Here is a 21379-nt window from a genome sequence, read left to right on the forward strand (position 1 = left end):
AAATATCAGTCTGATCTAATAGCTTTTTCATAAAGACCATTCCACTCCAAGGGGGTGATTTCTTTGCCCGTGAAAATTAATTTTCAGCTTCATCAACCTGTGTAAGCTTCCCATTTTTAGGACAGCTGTAATTTATAATTATTGTCTAATACTTCAACCTTCAGAGAGTCCAAGAGGGTACCCTCTTGGACTCTCTGAAGGTTTTCTCCGAACATTTTTGGAGTAATCCTACCAAGGCTATCATGCGGGCGATGGTTATTGTAATCTTCCATCCACTTATCTACTTCTTCTCTGGCCTGGTCGATGTGCTCAAATACAAACGCATCAAACACGCCCCGGCGCAGAGAGCCATTGAACCTTTCGATGTAAGCATTCTGCGTGGGCTTGCCTGGTTGGATGTAACAAAACTCAATTTCTTGCGCATAACTCCATGTTTGGGTCATTAAGGCTATGAATTCTGGCCCATTATCCATCCTGATGCGCTTTGGTTTTCCTCTCCTATTGATCAGGTGGTTCAGTACCCAGATCACTCGACTGCTTTTTAGTGAAAAATCTACTTCTATATGCAATGCCTCTCTGTTTGCATCATCCATTACGTTGAAACTTCTGATTTTTCGACCATTTACCAATCTATCCTGCATAAAGTCTATTGACCATGTATGATTAAGGTGATTCGGAGCCTCAAGATGCTGCTTGGACCTAGCGGGGAGACGTTTCTTCTTCTTGACCCTTAAGGATAGCCCCAGAGCTTTGTAAACCCTATATACCCTTTTATGATTCCAATGCTTGCCCTCTAGTCTAAGGCGGCCATAAGCCTTCCAAAAACCTTCTCTGGGAAATTGTGCAGCCTTATCATTCAAAGCCACTTCAATCGGGGTGTCATCCTTTTGGGGTTTATAATACATCACCGACCTAGACACATCCATTACACGGCACGCCCTGTTGATACCGTATTTAGGCAGCTCTTTACTAATCCTACGCTTATCACAGGGCTTTAGAGCTTTTTTTCTATGATCTCTTTGGCCATCTGGTGATCCAATGCCAGCTCAGCATACATACGCTTTAGTTTGGCATTCTCCTCCTCCAGAGCCTTCAAACGCTTCAGGTCTGAGGCTTCCATGCCGCCATACTTCTTGCGCCAATTATATAGCGTGCCTTGGCTTATACCATGATGGCGGCATACCTCTTGTGCCGATTTACCTTGTTCAAATTCCTTGAGAATCTTAACGATTTGCTGGGGACTAAATGTACTCTTCTTCATTTCTACAGTTTAAATCTATTCATTTTTAAACTGTCCTGTTTTTGGGGAAGCTTACACCTGTAAGAAAATAAGCACAGTCAGTTTTGAGGAAAATTGATAAGGCATCTAATATTACGAGAATCTAGTAAACTTTTAATTACGAAAATCACGAGTTACAAAAGCGTAGATAATAGCCCACTTTTGAAATATATAATCACAAACGCTAAAATCTAAAAGCCATGAAAACGCTAAAAACAATGCTCGCCATTACAATACTAACTGCTATTACAAACAACATTTTTGGACAAGACTTGAAATTATCTGTTTATTCAAAACCTAACAGAGAATTGAGCAATATGGGTACTTCAATTGGACTACTATTACTAGGTACTATTGGGGATATCGAAGTAGGAGCATTCTATGAAAAAAATAATCAATTCAACACTCAAAAAGTAAATACTGATATTAATATTCAGAACTCTGCCAATTACTCTGGAATATATTCCACAATCTATCTACTAGGCACCAAAAACTTGGTTGCAGGGATCAATATGAGAGCTGGAATGGTCAATACAGATCGTGTAGTTATCACATTCGCTGCTGTCACAGAATACTACATCAATCATAACATATCAGTAGGGGCTGCTGCACGGTTCATTAGCAAAACACCAGTAATAGAAGCCAAATTATCATTAAATTTGGCTGGATCCAAGCGAAGAACTCAACGTCAAAAGAAATATGCAGAAAACAAAAATTTCTACCGTACACTTAGAACCTCTAGGAACTAAAATTTTTATGATTGTCAACAATTGCTTAAACAGTGGCACAAAGGGCTACTGTTTTTTTACATAACCACGTCAAAAAGCACTCCTTAATTATACTTCTTAGGTAACTCCTGAGCAAGTAAGAACTATAAGTTGCTATGAACTACTAATATATCAAAACTCGCTGGTAAAGTGGAACTCAATGTCTGGAAAATTGTCTTGCACCATTTGCAACCAGGCTTTGGATTCGGCCATGAAGACCAGCTTGCCATCTTTGTCTTTGGCAATATGTCTGAATTTGGATTTAATGAACTCATCCAGTTTTTTCTTATCCTTGCTCGTAAACCAACAAGCTTTGAACAAATTCATCGGTGCAAATCTACAAGAAGCACCGTACTCATGGAGCAACCTGTGCTGGATCACCTCGAATTGAAGGGCTCCCACAGTCCCGACAGCCTTTCTCGACCCCATCTCGTAGGTAAACATCTGAGCAACCCCCTCATCCATCAATTGCATCAGGCCCTTGTCCAACTGTTTGGTCTTCATCGCATCGGTGTTGATCACCTCTCGGAATATCTCAGGAGAGAAACTTGGAATGCCTTTGTAAGAGCCTTTTTCTCCTTCACTTAGCGTATCTCCTATTTTTAGATTGCCTGTATCATATAAACCCACGATATCTCCAGGCCATGCTTCATCTATGATTTCCTTGCTTTGCGCCATAAAAGCCGTCGCGTTAGAAAATCTAAATTTCTTATCCAGTCTGGTGTGGTAATAGGTGCTACCTCTTTGGAATTGACCTGCACATACTCTCACAAATGCTATACGATTTCTATGCTTAGGATCCATATTGGCGTGAATCTTAAATACGAATCCAGAGAATTTTTCTTCTTCTGGTTCTATGACGCGCACATCCGTTTCGCGCTTCATTGGGTTGGGGGCGATATCGATGAAACAATCGAGCAACTCCTGCACTCCAAAATTATTCACCGCACTACCAAAAAAGACCGGAGCAACCTCCCCACTTCTATAAGTCTCGATATCAAATTCAGGATATCCACCTTCTACAAGCTCCACATCTTCACGCAAAGTTTTGGCATAGTTGACCCCAATCAATTTATCCAATTGAGGATCATTGATATCATCGATGCGGATATCATTCTCCGTATCCAATTTCTGCTTGCTGGCTGTAAATAACTTCAACCTCTTTTCATACAAGCTGTACACTCCTTTGAATGTCTTTCCCATGCTGATGGGCCAGCTCAAGGGACGTACCTTGATATTCAACTTCTCTTCTATCTCATCCAAGAGATCATAAGGATCCTGCCCCTCTCTATCCAGCTTGTTGATGAATACCATCACAGGCGTATTGCGCATTCGACAGACCTCCATCAATTTTTCAGTCTGAATCTCCACTCCTTTCACACAGTCCACAACCAAAACCACACTATCCACAGCTGTCAAGGTTCTGTAAGTATCCTCTGCAAAATCCTGGTGACCAGGTGTATCCAGCAGATTGATTTTTCTATCCTTGTATTCGAATCCCATCACCGAGGTAGCTACAGAAATCCCCCTCTGCTTTTCTATTTCCATAAAATCCGAAGTAGCATGCCTGTCAATCTTATTTGACTTGACAGCCCCTGCAGTTTTGATCGCTCCTCCAAAAAGCAAAAGCTTTTCTGTCAAAGTGGTCTTACCAGCATCAGGGTGACTAATGATACCAAATGTCCTTCTCTTCTGTATTTCTTGCTGTATACTCATGGATTTGATTCAAAATGAGGCGCAAAGATAGCATGCCATTTTTTAGTTGTGAAAGAATGTTGACAACTACCCTCCAAATTCATCGCTCTCAAAATCATTTCATAAGACAGCATAGATATTGTGTGATATTTTTTATTTTACTGACACTAACAAAAAAGCCAAATACTATGACCCTTGTTTTGATCAGATTGATACTGTCAGCCATAGCTGTTTTGATATGTACCTACATTTTACCTGGTGCGCAGGTCGATGGGTTTTGGACGGCTCTCGTAGTAGCTGGTGTTTTAGCAGTGGTCAACATCCTATTCAAACCCATTTTTGTGATTTTGACTATCCCCATTACGCTATTTACCCTCGGGCTTTTTTTACTCGTCATCAATACACTGATGATCATGCTAGTCAGCGCGTTAGTTCCTGGATTTATAGTTGATGGATTTTGGTGGGCTTTTCTGTTCAGCTTAGTTCTATCTGTAATCAACTCCGTATTGGGAGGCATGAGTGAAAGCCAATAGTTTATAAAAACGTGCAGATCACCATCCCAAGTCCAAGACTACCTTCAAATTAAAAATCAATCTTTGTTTCAATTCTGGAGGCAAATCACCTAGTTTTTTGACCAATCATCGATTATCTATCGCCCTGATTTGATCGACCAACACATCTGATTCTATATCCAAGCCAGCCATCCCCATTGGTACACGCAGACGAAGTACCTCAGAGTCATCCACTAGATTAGTGGTCAGCGGACAAACCAGCGTGCTTAAATGCACCTCGTTGAGTGTTGAGGTCTGTCAACCAGATTTCAAAACGCTTGACCTTCATCAGTCAAGCAGGAATCCATCATCCTCCAACTCTTCTAACTCTCTGAGTACCTCGACCGAACTAGCGTACACTGCCTGTGACTCTGCTACCAGCTGATGACGCATCATCCTGCGTTTTTGGAGTTTGTTGTAGAAACTCAAGGCCTCATTGATGTATTTGTTTCGCTTTTTGTTGATTTGAGTGATTACCTCCTCGGTTTCTTCAAAAATGCTTTCTTCGAGTTTTAAGGATAGACTTTTCATCTCTGTTTGTTTATTCTCTTCAAATACACTAAAAGTATATACTAAGTTTAATCCTTCTAGTTTTATTCTCCAATTCTTCTACTCAAAACTGTCACCCACTCCGCTAACCTGACATAAGGTGTGGACATTCAGCACACTTAGTCGGTCAATATTCCCCAATACAAAGTCGTATCTATGACAATGTGTCACTTCTGTCAGTCAAATCCTAATTGGCACAGCTGTTGCGTAAAGCTGAATATCAGTTTGAAAAAGAAGTTAAAAGAAGCGATAAATTAAAATTAGATCATGGGAAAAATAATCGGAATCGATTTAGGAACTACCAACTCTTGTGTCGCCGTTATGGAAGGTAACGAGCCAGTTGTCATTCCTAACAGCGAAGGCAAAAGAACAACTCCTTCTATCGTTGCATTTCTAGACGGTGGCAAAGGAGAGAGAAAAGTAGGTGATCCTGCTAAAAGACAAGCAATCACTAACCCTGAGAATACTATTAGCTCAGTAAAAAGATTCATGGGTAAGAAGTTCGGTGAGGTATCTGAAGAAGCCAAAACCGTCTCTTACAAATTAGAAAGTGGCAACAACGATACTGTCAGAGTAGCGATTGGTGACCGAAAATATACAGCGCAAGAATTGTCAGCGATCATCCTTCAGAAAATGAAGACAACTGCTGAGGATTACCTAGGCACTGAAGTAAAAGAAGCAGTAATCACTGTCCCTGCGTACTTCAACGATGCAGAACGTCAAGCAACCAAAGAAGCAGGCGCTATCGCTGGTCTTGAAGTCAAAAGAATCATCAACGAACCTACAGCAGCAGCCCTTGCATACGGTTTGGACAAGAAAAATGCAGACATGAAAATCGCAGTGTTCGACCTTGGTGGTGGTACATTCGATATTTCAATCCTAGAGTTGGGTGATGGTGTATTTGAAGTAAAATCTACCAATGGTGATGTTCACTTGGGTGGAGATGACTTTGATGCAGTAATCATCAACTGGTTGGCTGACGAATTCAAAAACGACGAAGGATTGGATTTGAAAAAAGATCCAATGGCACTTCAGAGATTGAAAGAAGCTGCTGAAAAAGCGAAGATTGAATTGTCTAGCAGCAACTCTACAGAAATCAACTTGCCATACATCATGCCGGTAGACGGTGTACCAAAGCACTTGGTAAGAACTTTGACAAGATCCAAGTTCGAGCAATTGGCTGATTCTTTGGTCAAGAGATCAATGGAACCTGTCAAGCAAGCATTGAAAGATTCAGGCTTCTCATTGTCAGAAATCGACGAAGTAATCTTGGTAGGTGGATCAACCAGAATTCCAATCATCCAAGAAGAGGTAGAAAAATTCTTTGGCAAAAAACCATCTAAGGGTGTGAACCCTGATGAAGTAGTAGCTATCGGAGCTGCAATCCAAGGTGGCGTATTGACTGGAGAGGTCAAAGATGTATTGCTACTAGACGTGACTCCATTGTCACTAGGTATCGAAACTATGGGTGGTGTATTCACCAAATTGATCGATGCGAACACCACGATCCCTACCAAAAAATCCGAGGTATTCTCTACAGCAGCTGACAACCAGCCATCTGTTGAGATCCACGTACTACAAGGTGAGAGACCATTGGCCAAAGACAACAGAAGCTTGGGTAGATTCCACTTGGATGGTATTCCTCCATCACCAAGAGGTGTGCCTCAGATCGAAGTGATCTTTGACATTGACGCAAACGGCATCATGCACGTGACCTCTAAAGACAAAGGCACCAACAAAGAGCAAAGCATCAGAATCGAGGCTTCTTCTGGATTGACAGATGAAGAAATCGAAAGAATGAAGCAAGAAGCTGAAGCTAACGCTGACGCAGACAAAGCAGAGAAAGAGAAAATCGAAAAAGTAAATGCTGCTGATTCGATGATCTTCCAAACTGAAAAGCAGTTGAAGGAATTTGGCGACAAATTGTCTGATGACAACAAAGCTAAAATCAACACCGCACTAGAGAAGCTAAAAGAAGCGCACAAAAATGCAGATCTTGCAGCTATCGATTCATCACTAGAAGAACTCAACGCTGCATGGCAAGGAGCTTCTCAGGAGATGTACGCTGGTGGTCAGGACGGAGCAGCAGGTGCAGGAGCACAAGCAGGTCCAGAAGCTGACGCAAAAGCTGATTCAGATGTTTCTGACGTAGAATTCGAAGAAGTCGAAGACAAGAAGTAATTGCATTAGATACTAGATATTAGATGCTAGTATTTAGACAAATACAAAAAGCCTTTCTGGAATCCAGAAAGGCTTTTTTCATAATCAGCCACATACCTTCAATCTTCCTTTCGCTGCTCTCCCATGAGAAATTTGCCTACAAAGGTTGCAATCACCACTACCAGATAGAATTGACCAATTAGACCTAGGACTACCACCATGCTGCGTGCCGCAGGTGAGACAGGCACGATGTCTCCATACCCAATCGTAAGCATAGTCACATAACTAAAGTATACCAAATCCTGTATCGATTTTTCATCATCTCCTACATTCAAAAAGGCCTCTGGATAAAGTACATGAATCAATAGCATCATCAAAGAGCCGATATAGCCTATCAACACATAACCATCCATAGCTCCCATGATTTCATTGAATTCAATACTCTTCTTCCCTATCAGGTCACTGAATAATTCATAGGTCACTATGGCTATAAACAAAGAGAATATCAATAACCCAACTACTTCCGTTTCACCTCCAAAAATATTGATCAACAGACCAATTCCGCCTATCACTCCAATTGCAATAACAGCCTTTTTGAGTTTTTGTACGATCAACATCGAGGCTGCAAAAAGCATCACGTCCAAAATCGGGCTGATGATGCCGTCTCCAAAATTAGAATTGAGAATTGAAGGAAAGAATAGTTTACCCATCATCACTACAAACAGGATGATGTATCGATACTTGATAAAAAACCGTTCTTTGTGTTTCTTGAAAAAATTCATTGTATCATTCAATTGAAATGTTATTCAAACAAAACGTAGATCACAGAATCTTACTTTTGCATAAAGTATTGTGCCAAATACGAAAGTTAAAGACTTTCATGATCTAGAAACAGGATCAAGATATTTTATCCCATAATTTTTTGACTATCCTTTTTAAATTAAAACGACATAGATATCTTGGACTCAAATCCATCCAAAACATGAATTTGTTTCAAAAATTATTAAGACTCCTAGCTATTTTATCCACAGGGCTATCTCTTGTTTCCTGTGTCTCATCCAAAGGATTAGAATTGAATGCAGTATGGGAAAGTGATCTTTACGAATCCAAAAAGTATAGAAAAATCGTGGTTTTTGGACTCACAAAGAGCATGCACAATAACCACAGTTTTGAAATAGACGCGGTCAAATACCTAAAATCAAAAGGAATCAATTCGGTAGCTGGCCATGAGGTCTATGACATAAAAACAGACGGCAATATCAATCCTACTCATATGAAGAGATACCTGTTTTCTTTGGGGTTTGATGGCATTCTTACTGCTTCCCTGATTGATCCAATCGATAGTCAAGACGAGCATGTCAGTCAGGAAGCATTGGGTCATCATGGTGAAGGGATGTATCGCTTTGGACAATACTTCCAAAACAGGTATGAAACACTAGAATCATCCGAAAAAACAGATTTTGCCATCTTGGAGACTAATTTTTACATGATGATGGATTACAATGAATTTGACGGTAGTGGCTTAGTATGGATTTCTCATTACAACATTGACCAAGAATTGCGCAATGATTTCCCTATAGATGAGTACGCTAGGACGATTACCAAAAGCCTGTTGCATGACGGGGTGGTTATGACCAAATAATTCATTTGTATTACTAAGTTTAACCTCCAATACAGCACAAAACATGATGAATTCCCGTAGACATTTGGTGACATCCCATCCAATGATTTGTCAGCAATCTAATCTCATGTTTTAATAGATTGACTATATTAGAGGAGTGCAGAATGAGATAAAATTGAGTTCTCTTATTTCTATTTTTGACTTCTGCCAAAACCAAGAATTACACAACGTTAACATTAAAAATACACAAGCATGAAAATACTGGTTTGTATAACACACGTACCCGATACGACTTCCAAAATCTCTTTTACCGACGGCAATACCCAGTTTGACAAAACAGGTGTGCAATTCATCATCGGTCCATACGATGATTATGCACTGGCAAGAGCAGTCGAACTCAAAGAACAGTCCAACGGGACTATTACCGTGCTAAATGTCGGAGAAGCAGAAACAGAGCCTACATTGAGAAAAGCCTTGGCTATTGGTGCAGATGATGCCATCCGTGTCAATGCCAATCCTACTGATTCTTATTTTGTAGCAAATCAAATTGCCGCAATTGCCAAAGAACACCAATATGACTTGATCTTAATGGGGCGTGAGTCGATAGACTTCAACAGTGGCGCAGTGCACGGAATGGTTGGCGAAATACTAGGTATTCCTTCTCTCTCTCCTATCATGACACTTGATATCGATGGCACTACCGCCAAGATGACTAGAGAAATCGAGGGAGGCAAGGAGACCTTAGAAGCCGAACTACCCTTGGTTTTGGGATGTCAGGAACCAATCGCTGAGTGGAAGATTCCAAACATGCGAGGCATCATGACCGCCAGATCCAAACCCCTCAATGTCGTAGAACCCACTGACAACTCAGTGAGAACTCAGTTGAAAGAATACCAAATGCCTCCTGCCAAAGGAGCCGTCAAGATGATCAGTGCTGACAATGTCTCAGAACTCGTCAATCTCTTGAAAAATGAGGCAAAAGTCATATAAACCTCAACTGGAAAACATTTGTTAAACATTGAACCAAGAAAAACATGTCAGTTTTAGTATTTATAGAAATATCAGAAGGAGCAATCAAAAAATCATCATTGGAGGCAGTGAGCTTTGCTGCAGGATTTGACTCCAATGTGACAGCCATTGCATTTGGCGAAGCAAGTGCGGATTCACTCAAAATAGCTGGAAAAGCAGGAGCCAGTAAAGTTCTGCACGTCGGGGATACCAAATACAACGATGGCAATATTCAAGCTTATGCTTCGGCCATTGCCAAAGCAGCTGATTCAATAGCAGCAGACACTGTGGTACTTGCCAATTCATCTTTGGGTGATCCAGTGGCAGCAAGACTCTCCATCAAAATGAATGCCTCACTAACCAGCAATGTCATCGAACTCCCGGACACTTCCAACGGCTTTGTAGTCAAGAGAAGTATTTATACAGGCAAAGCATTTGCTCAAGTAAACTTGACCGAAGGAAAGAGAATCATAGGAATCAAAAAAAATGCTACCACAATCAAAGAAGATGGAGCAGATGCCAGTGTTGAGGCGTTCTCAGCAGAGGATAGCACAGATGATTTCAAAGTAAAAATACTATCTAAAGAGAAAGCAACTGGAGACGTATTGCTACCCGAAGCAGACATCGTCGTGTCTGGTGGTCGTGGACTCAAAGGCCCAGAAAACTGGGGAATGATCGAAGACCTAGCCAAGACACTAGGTGCTGCCACTGCATGTAGCAAGCCTGTGTCAGACATGGATTGGAGACCTCATCACGAACATGTTGGTCAAACAGGCATTAAAGTGGCTCCTTCTTTGTACATTGCGGTCGGAATTTCGGGGGCGATTCAGCATCTAGCTGGAGTCAACTCTTCCAAGTGCATTGTTGTCATCAACAAGGACGAAGAAGCGCCATTTTTCAAGGCGGCAGATTACGGCATAGTAGGTGACGCATTCGAGGTAGTTCCAAAATTGACAGAAGCAATAAAAGCGATAAACGGATAAAGTAGTTTGGATAAAATTAAGTTAGATATCGTTGGTCTCTCCTCTAGTCACGCGCAATCGGGATCGTTTGCCTTGGTGCTAGGTGAGAGCAATGGAAAGAGAAGGTTACCTATTATCATAGGGATGTTTGAAGCACAGGCTATCGCCATTGAGATTGAAAAAATCTCTCCAAACAGACCCATGACCCATGATCTATTCAAATCCTTCGCAGGCAGCTTTGGGATTCAAGTCAATCAAATTTTGATTTCTGACCTGAAAGAAGGTGTTTTCTTTGCCCGAATCATCTGTGAAGATGTGGATGGAAAAATCGTTGAAATAGACTCTCGACCCTCTGACGCCATCGCCATTGGTATCCGCTTCAATGCTGACATCTACACCAATGTAAAAGTGATAGAAGAAGCAGGCATCGTCGTAACAGATGAGTTTGAAGAAGAACTGGACACGATAGTGGCCAACGAAGAAGAGGAAGAAGATGAACCAATAGGCTCTCCAGAATATCTAAAAAACCAAACCATAGATGGACTCAATAGACTGCTAGAACAAGCACTCACAGATGAGGACTACGAAAAAGCTGCCAAAATCAGAGACGAACTCAATCGCAGGAACTAAGTTGGCAGCTACATAAAAGTAAGAGCCAAGAATCAAGATGTAACAGTCTTGGTTCTTGGCTCTTTTTAGTTAGTTGATTGTCTACTCCTTCTCTTTAAAATCCAAAGAGGCAGAGTTGATACAATACCTAAGACCTGTCGGTGCGGGACCATCCGTAAACACATGACCAAGATGACCGCCGCAGTTGCTGCAAGTGACTTCTGTGCGCGTCATCCCGTGCGAACGATCTACATGATTGGTCACTTTAGACTTGTCTGCGGGCTGGAAGAAACTGGGCCAACCACAACCTGCGTCAAACTTGGTCGATGATTCAAAAAGTTCCTCTCCACAACCTGCACAGTAGTATTTCCCATCTTGGGAAAAATCCCAATACTTACCTGTAAACGGACGTTCTGTCCCCTTTTCGCGAAGCACATGGTATTGTTCTTCGTTCAACACTGCTTGCCACTCCTTTTCTGTCTTTTCCATTTGTTCGACGTTTAAATTCATTAACAAATCTGAACCAAATAAGTTCTCATGATTTTAGCTATAAAAGCTCTTCTCCTTCTTTTTGATAAAAATCTGCCTGAAGCTGTTGCCAGTAAAAGCGCCCAAAGCTCCTGCAATTCCTCCCAACACACCAGTGGCAATGATGATCATGTTGACATCATCGATAGGAAAAAGTTGAATGATCTTGGTAGACATGATGGAGTTGGTTTCTACGTCGACTTTCCACGCCATCACCATCCACAGCAGGCCTCCTCCCAGCAATCCACTCAATATGGCATTAAAATTACCTCCTGGTAAAATAAATGACAGAATACCCGCCACTAAGATCAAAATCCACCAAGGCATGACCAAGGATAGCAGGTAGCTAAATATTGCTATTAACAAAAGTCGGATGATAAATTTCATGATTAATTGGATTTAAGTGTTTGGGTGAATACCAGGTTTGCGTTTTCTTCTTGTTCAGATTTAAGGAAGTTGAGTGGATAGTACTTGCCTACAGACCAGTTTTCGATCATCTCAGCATAGGCTGGATTGCCAGGGTTGCCTGACTGACTACCTGGATATACTCCCCAAGCCCTGACCTGATCAGGTCCCAGCTCAACCACCATCCTCCAAGATGGTCCATGACCAGAACTCGCTGCATTCACAATGTTGTTGTTGCCACCTATTTTGATTTTCTCTACAGAAAATGGAGCCAACTTCAACAAATGCCTGGCAGTTGTGTTTTTATACTCATACCAATTGACCTGGTCATTTTCATTTTCTGTTTTCCAAGCCTCAATCTTCTCCAAAGATGAGACGAATGATTGATTGATCAAATCAGTAACCGACTCCTTCTGAGGCGTAGATACCTGATCAAAATATTTGTTATATGGATCTCTATTCATCAGGTAGATCGTATTGAACACGTGAGGCTTTTTCAATGCTACTTCTCTGTCCACAAATTCATCCCAAATCATCGCATACAAATCATTCCACCACGCTTCGTAGTAGCTTGGTGCCTGCATTTCAGGCTCATTGAAATAATCCCATCTTCTCAGAATATTGTATGCCGCTTGCGCCTTAGAAGACATGTTGGCTGTATCCAGACTATCCAACATCAGCGGTAGACTTTCTGAGGCGCGGTAGTTATAATTGTCATTCTGCAACTTCATCATGTCTCCTACTTCCATTCCACTCATTAGCTTGAGCCGATCATTGATTCTCCTGTTTCTATAGAATTCATAATTATAGTCATAAGCATAGTATGGATAAGTAGAATCCACTGGGTGTTGATTGGCAGAACTGACGAATCCTTGCTCTGGATTCAATATGTATGCACTTTGATTGCGTGGAATATCTCCAGCCCACTCTTGTCTTGAATCGCTACCATTCATCAAGAACTTCCCTTGTTCATCCCATTTGATTGGAAAACGGCCATTAACCCACATGGCAATGTCTCCAGATGCTGATGCAAAGGCAAAATTTTGAGCAGGTGCTACGAAGTATTGTATCGCATCTACAAACTGGTCATAGTTCTTGCTCCTATTCAATTGGTAGAATGCCTTGAACTCCTGCGACTCTTCGTGTGCCGTCCATTTCATCGCAAAATTGATTTGCTCTCCGTTGCCCATAAAATTTCTATCATACACTACTGGTCCATAGTGAGTATGAATAATCGTGTCGTACACTGTACTACCATCCCTCACCTTGATTTTTTCAATGACCTTTTCGGTCTTCAGCCACTTATTATCATAGCGGTATTCTTCCCTGCGAGAGTTTCTAAACTCAATTTGATACCAATCGACTACATCACGTTTGGCATTGGTGACACCCCATGCTATAGAGTCATTGAATCCCACAATGATCCCAGGTACTCCTGGCAAATTAGCTCCAAAAGTATTGATACCTGGAGCATGCAACTGCGTCACATACCAAATCGAAGGCAGATTCAGAGCCAAATCTGGTTCATTGGCCAACATGACCTTGCCGTGTGCAGATTTTCCCCTGCCAACCACAAAATTGTTTGAGCCATTGCGTGGGTCTGGTTTCGCTATCGTGGATGGAGTCAAAGTCTGAGGAAAGGTAACATCGGGTCGTTGAACAGGTATAGGATCAAAATCCCACTTTCTAGAGGTCGGGATCACAGGGTCAACACCTCTGAATGATTCAGGAAACAACAACTCAAAATCTGCCCTTCCAAACAGTGTCAAAGCATTGGTATTCTCCAAATCTGCTTCCCCGGAAGACAGCATATCGGCCATATACTTGAGTAGCAAGGCACATTTGAGTTTAGTCCATGGCTCTGGGGCATAATCGAGCAATTTGTACTCAATCGGATAATCTTCATAGGACAGTGAGTTGATCCAGTAATTGATCCCATCGGTATAGGCCTGCACCATGTTGTTGAGATTAGCATCCTTTTCCATGAGTTCTATTGATCTCTCAGCTGCGTACTTCAATCCCTTTCGCCTGTTGGTCTTGTCAAAATCCAGTGCCTTTGCACCAATGATTTCAGAGATCCTGCCTTCGGTCGCCATCACTTGAAACTCCATCTGCCAGAGTCTATGGTAAGCCGAAATATACCCTTGGGCAAAATACAAATCGTAATCGTTTTTGGCAAAGATGTGAGGAATGACCTGGTCATCAAACTTGATCACGACATCTTCTTTGAGCTGCTTGGCCTTCAACTTGGACGGCATGTCAATTCTGTCCTTTTCACCGTTTTTCCAAAATCCAGTAAAAGGACTCATAAACTTGCCTAATGGAGGGATATCACCTTGCTTAAAATTGACATAGAAGATGAAAAGTATCGTCAGAATGAGGGCTAACAGAAACCTAAAAATTTTCATAGTGGTTTAATGTGAATTGAAATCCTAAGATAAGAGAGATGCAGCGAGCTGGCAAAGAGAGTCAATAATAAGTTACAAATATTCTTGAGACACAGAGCGTCTAAAAGATATCAATTGCTTAAATTTCGCCTTGAACTAGAATTAATGTGATATAATCTCGGGGGTTTGGGGAACTATTCGATCAAAGAACTGGAACGGCTATCTGGCATCAAGGCACATACCATTAGGATTTGGGAGAAGCGCTACCAACTCATAGAACCATCACGCTCTGATACCAATATCAGATCCTACAACGACGGTCAACTCAAAAAAATCCTCAATGTATCCTCTCTGGTGGCTCTTGGATATAAAATATCCAAGATAAGTCAGATGAATCCCGACGAAATCACCTCGATTTTAGAAGAAAATCAGCGTTCTATACTGGAAGATAACAACACAGATGTCACCATACATCAGTTGATCAAACATGCCATAGACTTCAACGAAAAGGAACTGGATGACTTGATCAACCAAATCATCTCTCAATCCAGTTTGGTAGACGCTTTTACAGAGATACTATTCCCCGTACTCAATCGCATAGGTTTCCTCTGGACTGCCAACAAAATCACACCTGCACACGAGCATTTTATGTCTCACAAGGTAAAACAACTCCTGTATGCATCTATGAGCGTAGGCAAGAACACCGAGTCGACTGACCTAAAATACCTGTTGTTCTTACCACAGTGGGAGGAGCATGAGATCCTACTACTTTTTTGCAACTACCTACTGAAGAAAAATGGAATGACTACCATCTATTTAGGTAGTCGTGTACCTTTAGAAAACTTGATCGAAACCATCAAGGACACCCAACCTATTGCGCTGGTCTCTATCCTAACCACACCCAATTATATCAGTGAATTCAAAAAATATCAGAAGAAAATCACGCAAACCAACCCTGAAATAAAATCCATACTTGGAGGTGCAGAAGTGTACAAAACTCAACTCTCTCAACTTCCAAATGTGACTTGGGTTGACAATACGCCTGAGTTTCTATCTTTAATTAATGTTTAACAAATTGTGTTTTTAATTAAACAAAGTGTAAATTAGTACCATGAGCATCTCCAATTCACATAAGATCACAGTTTTAGGAGCTGGTTTTGCGGGCTTGTCCGCTGCGGCTGTCCTGTCACAACATGGTGCTCAAGTTGATCTATTTGAAAAAAACAGTGGACCAGGGGGACGTTGTAGGGTGTACAAAGAACAAGGATTCACCTTTGACATGGGACCCAGCTGGTACTGGATGCCCGATGTATTGGAAAAGTTTCTGAGCAGGTTTGACAAATCGATTTCAGATTATTTTGACTTGATCAAACTAGACCCAGGGTTTAGGATTTATTTTGGCAGAAACGAATTTATTGACATTCCCAATACACTAGAAGAGCAAAAGGAGCTTTTCGAATCACTCGAACCTGGTAGCGGTGTAAAACTGGAAAAATTCCTAAAGGAATCGAAAATCAAATATGATGTAGGTATCTCAGATTTGGTGTACAAGCCCTCTTACTCCATCATGGAGTTCTTCTCCTTTGACATCATCTACAAGATGATCAAAATGAACGCCCTGCAATCCATTCACAGTTACCTAAGAAAATCGTTCAAACACCCCTATTTACTCTCACTACTAGAGTTTCCAGTGCTATTCCTAGGAGGAACTGCCAAAAGCACCCCATCTTTGTACAGTCTGATGAACTATAGCTGTCTCTCACAAGGAACCTACTACCCAATGGGGGGCTTTTACAAAGTAACGGAGAGCTTGTACCAACTGGCTCAAGAACAAGGCGTCAATTTCCATTTTGATGCCCCTGTTGACAACATTGACATTCGAAACCATAGTGCTCGAAGCATCCACAACGGTCAAACGCACCACACCGATGGCATTGTATCATCTCTTGACTACCATTTTCTAGAAAAAGAAATACTAAAAACCCAATCTAACTACAGCGAAAAATACTGGAACGAGAGAACCATGTCTCCTTCGGCGCTGATCTTTTATTTGGGCGTGAAAGGAAAAGTAAAAAACTTGATCCACCACAATTTGTTCTTTGACGAAGATTTTGATGAGCACGCCAGAGACATTTACGAAGACCCAAAATGGCCCCAAAAACCATTGTTCTATGTCTGTTGCCCATCCAAAACTGATGACTCGGTTGCTCCAGAAGAGGATGAAAACTTGTTTATCTTAATGCCTCTAGCGACAGGAATAACCGACAATGAAGCAATCAGAGAAGAATACTATCAAAAAATCATTTCTCGACTAGAAAGAATCATCGATGATAAGATTTCTGATAGAGTCATCGTTAAAAAATCATATTGTATCAATGATTTTAAAGAAGATTATAATTCCTTTAAGGGAAATGCATATGGTCTAGCCAATACCCTAGGCCAAACTGCTATGTTCAAACCGAGTATGAAGAGTAAAAATGTAAAAAACCTATTTCACTGTGGACAGCTCACTGTGCCTGGCCCTGGTGTACCCCCAGCTATTATTTCTGGTCAATTGGCCGCCTCACAATTGTTGTCTTATCTAAACAATACTTCTTATGAAAAGTATCTTTGATGAAGTATCTTTTCTTTCTAGCAAACTGATAACTAGGCGCTATAGCACTAGTTTTTCATTGGGGATTTATTTTCTACATAGAGAAATTCACAACCCCATTTATTCCATTTATGGTTTTGTCAGGTTGGCAGATGAAATTGTAGATTCATTCCATGATTTTGATAAAAAAGCCATGCTGTCCAAGATCAGACAGGATGTCCAAGAAGCCATTGAGCAAAAAATAAGCATCAACCCCATTCTCAATGCTTTTCAAAAAACTGTACACGACTACCAAATAGAATGGGAGCTGATAGATACTTTCCTCAACAGCATGGAAGCTGATTTGACTGAGGATATTCACGATGTGGCCTCTTTCGAAAAATACGTTTTGGGTTCGGCTGAGGTAGTGGGATTGATGTGCTTGAGGGTATTCTTAGCCAATGATGGTGACATGTACCAAAGACTCAAACCCTCCGCCATGAAGTTAGGTTCGGCTTTTCAAAAAGTGAATTTCCTCCGAGACCTAAAAGCTGATTATCAGGCACTCGGCAGAAGTTACTTCCCTGGCATAGACCTTAACAGCTTCCAAGATGAAGAAAAAGCCAAGATAGAAAAAAGCATCGCCCAGGACTTTGAAGAAGCATATGAAGGCATCAAGCAGCTACCATCCAATTCTAAACTAGGGGTCTACATCGCCTACATTTATTTCAAGCATCTACTGATCAAAATCTCCAAACTCCCTGCACATCAAGTAATGTCCAGAAGAGTGAGAATATCCAATGGGCGCAAACTGCAACTGATGGTCAATTCGATCTTCAAATACCAAATGAAAATTATTTGATTTTAGAGAAAGTGAAAGTGTGAATATTTTTGCATCCAAAAGACAGAAAGAAATGGAAGAGGTAGTATTGGTGGATCACATGGATAACGAAATTGGGGTCGCAGAAAAATTGTCAGCTCATCTGGATGGTTCATTGCATCGGGCCTTCTCTATTTTCCTATTCAACAGCCAGGGAGAGATGCTGATACAAAGGCGAGCTTCGGACAAATACCATTCCTCCGACCTCTGGTCCAACACTTGCTGCAGCCACCCTCGTCCCAACGAAAATTTGCAAGCAGCAGCAGAAAGACGACTCTACGAAGAACTAGGAATGAAGACAGACCTCACTTGGTTGTTGAGTTTCAAATACAAAATCAGCTTTGACAATGGCCTGATCGAACACGAACTGGATCATGTCTTTGTAGGAACGACCGATCAGGAAGCCAGCCTCAATCCAAAAGAAGTCTCTGAGGTGAAATACATCTCACCTGAAGACCTGAAACTTGATCTTGCCCAAAACCCTGACCACTACACCTTTTGGTTCAAAGAACTCGTTGACAAAGTCATAGAAAACTACCCAAAACAATGATGTATATCAATATAGCCGTCATGTTGGTCACCACCCTCCTCATGGAAGGTGTAGCGTGGGTCACACACAAATACCTCATGCATGGTGCTCTTTGGTTTTTGCACAGAGACCATCATGACAAGAAATCAAAAGGCTGGTTCGAAGAAAATGATTTCTTCTTTTTGATCTTTGCTATTCCAGGAATTGTATTGACCTATCTTGGATTTTATACCATGACCACCAGCATTACATTTTGGATCGGGGCGGGTATTACCTTGTATGGTTTCCTTTATTTCTCCATTCACGACATCTTCATCCACCAACGGTTCAAGTGGCTATCGAAAGCTTCACACCCTTATTTCAAGGCAATCAGAAGAGCACACAAAATGCACCACAAACATACTGGCAAAGAAAATGGTGAATGCTTTGGGATGCTCTACGTACCTAAAAAATACCACGACCAGTACAAAAAGAATCAAGACTGATGACACAATACACCTACCTTTCTATAGATCTCGGTGCCTTGTTGATTCCACTCATCTTTAGCTTTCACCCAAAGATTAAATTCAATCAGCAATGGCCATTCTACCTTCCTGCCATGATCATGGTTGCCCTCCCGTTTTTGGTGTGGGATGAATACTTTACCACCATCGGTATATGGGGATTCAATCCTGATTACCTCAGTGGCCTATACATAGGGCACCTGCCTATCGAAGAAATCCTATTTTTCCTGTGCATTCCCTATGCCTGTGTATTTTCTTACCATTGTATCAAAGTAAGTGAATACAAGCCAATCTCTGACAAAACAGTTAAAATCACTACTGCGATGATATGTCTGGCATTGGGGATACTCTTGGCACTCAACTTCGGCAAATACTACCCTACATCCACTTTTGTATTGCTGATTACGAGCTTGTTATTTTTCACCTTTGTAAAACCTAGCCCCTATCTCAACACTTTTTACTTCACCTATCTTATCCTCCAAGTTCCCTTTTTCATCACCAATGGATTGCTGACAGGCTCATGGATCGATGAAGCCATCGTTTGGTACGATGATAGTGAAAACCTAGGCATAAGAATCGCTACCATTCCCCTGGAGGACACTTTCTATGGTATGCTTCTCATCCTATGGAACATTGCCGTCTATGAGGTGATCAAGTCGCGTTATTCAAAAATCTCCTGAATGGGTCTTCCTGTCGCTCCGCTAGGGATTCCTATGTTGAGCAACATCGAAAGCGTAGGCGCAATATCCGTCACAGGATGGTATTGTACTGTCTTCCCCTTTTTGATTCCCCATCCATAAAACAACATCGGCACATGGGTATCATAGGTATAGTGTGATCCATGTGTAGTGCCATGGTGTTCACCTTGTGGATTTCCGCCCAGCCATCCTGAGTTGGCGATCAATAGCACATCCCCCGATCGCTGCTGGTTGTAGCCTGCTGCGAGCATCGCCACATCGTAGTTGGTTCCAGAGTAGTTGCTGATCTCCTCAGATGGATAGACCGCATTGATGCCAGTGGTTTCGGTCAACAGAGCCATCACTGCACGTTTTACTTCAGACAGAGACAAACTCTTCTCTTTGATCAAACCATGATTCAAAAACACCTGCTCATTGCTGACATTCTCGACCAATGGGCTAGCGCCAAATGTCGCATTCAGACTTTCGTTGAGTACAGCATGTATAGTGTACTCATCCCAATAATCCGCTGGGATTTTCTTGGCTTTCATGGCTTCTGGTATAGCTGCCACCGCATGATCCGCGGACAAAAACATAGACCATTGTCCTTTACCTACCTTTTCATCCAACAGGTTGAACAAAGACGCCAAATCTCTATCCAGTCTCACATAAGTATCCTCTATCTCCTTAGAATAAGGCCCAAAAGCATGACCGATGTAGTCAGTTGAAGAAAAACTAATCGCTAAAAAATCTGTGATATCATCCGTACCAAAATCCTCTGCTTCTAAACATGCCTTGGCAAAATCCATCAAAATCGTGTTGCCCCATGGTGTAGTCTTGATGACACTGCTTTTTTTATCCGCCTTATTCAAGTCGTATGGGAATACGGCCTTCGCTCCTTTGATCAGGGCATGCTCGGTAGGTCGATCGTCCTCAGCAGACTCGACATATTTTTGGATGGGAAGGAAAGTATCCCACCTACCATTCATGTATTGAGATACCAAATCCCTCTTGTTGAACTTTTGAACCCACTTGGGTAGTTCTTTCATATAATAATCACTCGACATGAATTGTCCAGTCTCTGTATCGTACCAATAGGCGGCATCAGGATTATGTCCAGCTGGCAACACCGCGCCACGGTCTTTGATCGACATGCCTATGATTTTGGATCTGTCCTGAAAAAACAACCCCAACTCGTCGGTGATTGTCGTAGTCTGCAAATTTACCGGCGAGATATAGCCTGTCTTTTGAGACCCTCCCACATTCTTGGCTGCTGGATCAGAGACACAGTACATCTCTTCTTTGCTTTGCTTGTCATACCACTCATTGGCAATGATGCCATGTACACGAGGAGTCGTACCTGTATACACCGACGCATGCCCAGGTGCGGTCTTGGTAGGGATGTAATTGAAGTGAGCGTTCTTGACTTCAAACCCATCATTCATCATTCGTTTGAATCCTCCCTCGCTATAGTGATCATAAAATCGGTAGAGATATTCCTCTCTCATCTGATCCACGATTATCCCTACGACCAATTTGGGTCTCTCTACTTTGCTTTGTCCCTGAGAAACTAAACCAGACAACAAAGTCATTATCACTAAAAGCGTTCTTTTCATTCTATCAAATTTTGGAGTTTTGAAGTTATATCAAACATTGCCAATACATGTTAAGCCAGTTTTAACTTTTTAAAATTATTT

The 21379-nt window shown here is 41.6% G+C and carries 21 protein-coding genes and 1 pseudogene; 13 read left to right on the top strand and 9 right to left on the bottom strand.

Annotated features, from left to right (window positions below):
- Positions 1 to 116: 116 nt before the first annotated feature.
- Positions 117 to 1261 (bottom strand): IS3 family transposase gene (locus N6H18_RS17390; RefSeq protein WP_262308022.1). Its coding sequence is split into 2 segments (ribosomal slippage): positions 117 to 1000 and positions 1000 to 1261, totalling 1146 coding nucleotides; the frame shifts between segments, so codons are not numbered across the junction.
- Between the two features lie 218 nt (positions 1262 to 1479).
- Here N6H18_RS17390 and N6H18_RS17395 point away from each other — a divergent pair.
- Positions 1480 to 2028 (top strand): hypothetical protein, encoded by a 549-nt coding sequence (locus N6H18_RS17395; protein ID WP_262309556.1) that lies wholly within the window; start codon positions 1480 to 1482, stop codon positions 2026 to 2028.
- Between the two features lie 150 nt (positions 2029 to 2178).
- On the opposite strand, the gene N6H18_RS17400 is transcribed toward N6H18_RS17395, so the two are convergent.
- Positions 2179 to 3762 (bottom strand): peptide chain release factor 3, encoded by a 1584-nt coding sequence (locus N6H18_RS17400; RefSeq protein ID WP_262309557.1) that lies wholly within the window; start codon positions 3760 to 3762, stop codon positions 2179 to 2181.
- A 167-nt stretch (positions 3763 to 3929) separates the two neighbouring features.
- Between N6H18_RS17400 and N6H18_RS17405 the strand changes: the two genes are divergently transcribed.
- Entirely contained in the window at positions 3930 to 4274 is a 345-nt protein-coding gene (locus N6H18_RS17405; RefSeq protein ID WP_262309558.1) for a phage holin family protein, read from the top strand.
- Between the two features lie 105 nt (positions 4275 to 4379).
- Here the strand turns inward: N6H18_RS17405 and N6H18_RS17410 are convergent.
- Together N6H18_RS17410 and N6H18_RS17415 are read right to left on the bottom strand one after the other, a co-directional pair.
- Positions 4380 to 4535, bottom strand: a pseudogene (locus N6H18_RS17410) (type II toxin-antitoxin system PemK/MazF family toxin); the annotation flags it as partial.
- A gap of 45 nt (positions 4536 to 4580) precedes the next feature.
- A complete protein-coding gene (locus N6H18_RS17415; protein ID WP_262309560.1) occupies positions 4581 to 4823 on the bottom strand; it encodes a hypothetical protein in 243 nt (80 codons plus the stop codon).
- A gap of 285 nt (positions 4824 to 5108) precedes the next feature.
- Here N6H18_RS17415 and dnaK point away from each other — a divergent pair, with 285 nt between their 5' ends.
- Entirely contained in the window at positions 5109 to 7022 is a 1914-nt protein-coding gene (dnaK, locus tag N6H18_RS17420) for a molecular chaperone DnaK (RefSeq protein ID WP_262309561.1), read from the top strand.
- Positions 7023 to 7120: 98 nt separating this feature from the next.
- Here dnaK and N6H18_RS17425 read toward each other — a convergent pair whose 3' ends face one another.
- A complete protein-coding gene (locus N6H18_RS17425) occupies positions 7121 to 7783 on the bottom strand; it encodes a potassium channel family protein (RefSeq protein WP_262309562.1) in 663 nt (220 codons plus the stop codon).
- Between the two features lie 200 nt (positions 7784 to 7983).
- Between N6H18_RS17425 and N6H18_RS17430 the strand changes: the two genes are divergently transcribed.
- The 4 genes from N6H18_RS17430 (at position 7984) to N6H18_RS17445 (ending at position 11222) form a co-directional block, all read left to right on the top strand.
- Entirely contained in the window at positions 7984 to 8643 is a 660-nt protein-coding gene (locus tag N6H18_RS17430) for a hypothetical protein (RefSeq protein WP_262309563.1), read from the top strand.
- Between the two features lie 231 nt (positions 8644 to 8874).
- Complete coding sequence (locus N6H18_RS17435) at positions 8875 to 9612, top strand: electron transfer flavoprotein subunit beta/FixA family protein (RefSeq protein WP_262309564.1); 738 nt, start codon at positions 8875 to 8877, stop codon at positions 9610 to 9612.
- A 44-nt stretch (positions 9613 to 9656) separates the two neighbouring features.
- Positions 9657 to 10613, top strand: coding sequence for an electron transfer flavoprotein subunit alpha/FixB family protein (locus N6H18_RS17440; RefSeq protein ID WP_262309565.1), 957 nt, complete (start codon positions 9657 to 9659; stop codon positions 10611 to 10613).
- Positions 10614 to 10619: 6 nt separating this feature from the next.
- Entirely contained in the window at positions 10620 to 11222 is a 603-nt protein-coding gene (locus N6H18_RS17445) for a bifunctional nuclease family protein (protein ID WP_262309566.1), read from the top strand.
- A gap of 81 nt (positions 11223 to 11303) precedes the next feature.
- On the opposite strand, the gene msrB is transcribed toward N6H18_RS17445, so the two are convergent.
- From msrB to N6H18_RS17460, 3 genes are read right to left on the bottom strand one after another with little or no spacing between them, the layout of a single operon-like run.
- A complete protein-coding gene (msrB, locus tag N6H18_RS17450; RefSeq protein WP_262309567.1) occupies positions 11304 to 11690 on the bottom strand; it encodes a peptide-methionine (R)-S-oxide reductase MsrB in 387 nt (128 codons plus the stop codon).
- Positions 11691 to 11744: 54 nt separating this feature from the next.
- On the bottom strand, positions 11745 to 12116 hold the full coding sequence (locus N6H18_RS17455) for a hypothetical protein (protein WP_262309568.1): 372 nt from the start codon (positions 12114 to 12116) through the stop codon (positions 11745 to 11747).
- 2 nt (positions 12117 to 12118) lie between these two features.
- Entirely contained in the window at positions 12119 to 14542 is a 2424-nt protein-coding gene (locus N6H18_RS17460) for a penicillin acylase family protein (RefSeq protein WP_262309569.1), read from the bottom strand.
- Positions 14543 to 14707: 165 nt separating this feature from the next.
- Here N6H18_RS17460 and N6H18_RS17465 point away from each other — a divergent pair, with 165 nt between their 5' ends.
- Genes N6H18_RS17465 through N6H18_RS17490 form a run of 6 tightly spaced genes read left to right on the top strand, consistent with a single transcriptional unit; the run spans position 14708 to position 19685 of the window.
- Positions 14708 to 15592 (top strand): MerR family transcriptional regulator, encoded by an 885-nt coding sequence (locus N6H18_RS17465; protein ID WP_262309570.1) that lies wholly within the window; start codon positions 14708 to 14710, stop codon positions 15590 to 15592.
- A gap of 40 nt (positions 15593 to 15632) precedes the next feature.
- The gene (locus N6H18_RS17470; RefSeq protein ID WP_262309571.1) at positions 15633 to 17135 is read left to right on the top strand and encodes a phytoene desaturase family protein; all 1503 of its coding nucleotides are present in this window, start codon (positions 15633 to 15635) and stop codon (positions 17133 to 17135) included.
- Positions 17119 to 17955, top strand: a complete 837-nt coding sequence (locus tag N6H18_RS17475) for a phytoene/squalene synthase family protein (RefSeq protein ID WP_262309572.1) — start codon at positions 17119 to 17121, stop codon at positions 17953 to 17955. The genes N6H18_RS17470 and N6H18_RS17475 overlap by 17 nt, the downstream gene beginning before the upstream one ends.
- 52 nt (positions 17956 to 18007) lie before the next feature.
- On the top strand, positions 18008 to 18523 hold the full coding sequence (gene idi, locus N6H18_RS17480; RefSeq protein ID WP_262309573.1) for an isopentenyl-diphosphate Delta-isomerase: 516 nt from the start codon (positions 18008 to 18010) through the stop codon (positions 18521 to 18523).
- Positions 18520 to 18987 (top strand): sterol desaturase family protein, encoded by a 468-nt coding sequence (locus N6H18_RS17485; RefSeq protein WP_316044821.1) that lies wholly within the window; start codon positions 18520 to 18522, stop codon positions 18985 to 18987. Before idi ends, N6H18_RS17485 begins: the two co-directional genes overlap by 4 nt.
- Entirely contained in the window at positions 18987 to 19685 is a 699-nt protein-coding gene (locus N6H18_RS17490; protein WP_262309574.1) for a lycopene cyclase domain-containing protein, read from the top strand. Before N6H18_RS17485 ends, N6H18_RS17490 begins: the two co-directional genes overlap by 1 nt.
- Here N6H18_RS17490 and pafA read toward each other — a convergent pair.
- On the bottom strand, positions 19667 to 21298 hold the full coding sequence (gene pafA / locus N6H18_RS17495) for an alkaline phosphatase PafA (protein WP_262309575.1): 1632 nt from the start codon (positions 21296 to 21298) through the stop codon (positions 19667 to 19669). The genes N6H18_RS17490 and pafA overlap by 19 nt on opposite strands.
- Between the last annotated feature and the right edge of the window lie 81 nt (positions 21299 to 21379).

The sequence above is a fragment of the Reichenbachiella agarivorans genome (assembly GCF_025502585.1).
Lineage (GTDB): Bacteria > Bacteroidota > Bacteroidia > Cytophagales > Cyclobacteriaceae > Reichenbachiella > Reichenbachiella agarivorans.

Excerpts from the sequence above, each read along its gene's own strand:
- N6H18_RS17415 (WP_262309560.1), bottom strand. The coding sequence starts at position 4,823 with ATGAAAAGTCTATCCTTAAAACTCGAAGAAAGCATTTTTGAAGAAACC.
- msrB (WP_262309567.1), bottom strand. The coding sequence starts at position 11,690 with ATGGAAAAGACAGAAAAGGAGTGGCAAGCAGTGTTGAACGAAGAACAA.
- N6H18_RS17455 (WP_262309568.1), bottom strand. The coding sequence starts at position 12,116 with ATGAAATTTATCATCCGACTTTTGTTAATAGCAATATTTAGCTACCTG.
- pafA (WP_262309575.1), bottom strand. The coding sequence starts at position 21,298 with ATGAAAAGAACGCTTTTAGTGATAATGACTTTGTTGTCTGGTTTAGTT.
- N6H18_RS17485 (WP_316044821.1), top strand. The coding sequence starts at position 18,520 with ATGATGTATATCAATATAGCCGTCATGTTGGTCACCACCCTCCTCATG.
- N6H18_RS17400 (WP_262309557.1), bottom strand. The coding sequence starts at position 3,762 with ATGAGTATACAGCAAGAAATACAGAAGAGAAGGACATTTGGTATCATT.
- dnaK (WP_262309561.1), top strand. The coding sequence starts at position 5,109 with ATGGGAAAAATAATCGGAATCGATTTAGGAACTACCAACTCTTGTGTC.
- N6H18_RS17425 (WP_262309562.1), bottom strand. The coding sequence starts at position 7,783 with ATGAATTTTTTCAAGAAACACAAAGAACGGTTTTTTATCAAGTATCGA.
- N6H18_RS17470 (WP_262309571.1), top strand. The coding sequence starts at position 15,633 with ATGAGCATCTCCAATTCACATAAGATCACAGTTTTAGGAGCTGGTTTT.
- N6H18_RS17435 (WP_262309564.1), top strand. The coding sequence starts at position 8,875 with ATGAAAATACTGGTTTGTATAACACACGTACCCGATACGACTTCCAAA.
- N6H18_RS17405 (WP_262309558.1), top strand. The coding sequence starts at position 3,930 with ATGACCCTTGTTTTGATCAGATTGATACTGTCAGCCATAGCTGTTTTG.
- N6H18_RS17475 (WP_262309572.1), top strand. The coding sequence starts at position 17,119 with ATGAAAAGTATCTTTGATGAAGTATCTTTTCTTTCTAGCAAACTGATA.
- N6H18_RS17490 (WP_262309574.1), top strand. The coding sequence starts at position 18,987 with ATGACACAATACACCTACCTTTCTATAGATCTCGGTGCCTTGTTGATT.
- N6H18_RS17430 (WP_262309563.1), top strand. The coding sequence starts at position 7,984 with ATGAATTTGTTTCAAAAATTATTAAGACTCCTAGCTATTTTATCCACA.
- N6H18_RS17440 (WP_262309565.1), top strand. The coding sequence starts at position 9,657 with ATGTCAGTTTTAGTATTTATAGAAATATCAGAAGGAGCAATCAAAAAA.
- N6H18_RS17460 (WP_262309569.1), bottom strand. The coding sequence starts at position 14,542 with ATGAAAATTTTTAGGTTTCTGTTAGCCCTCATTCTGACGATACTTTTC.
- N6H18_RS17395 (WP_262309556.1), top strand. The coding sequence starts at position 1,480 with ATGAAAACGCTAAAAACAATGCTCGCCATTACAATACTAACTGCTATT.
- idi (WP_262309573.1), top strand. The coding sequence starts at position 18,008 with ATGGAAGAGGTAGTATTGGTGGATCACATGGATAACGAAATTGGGGTC.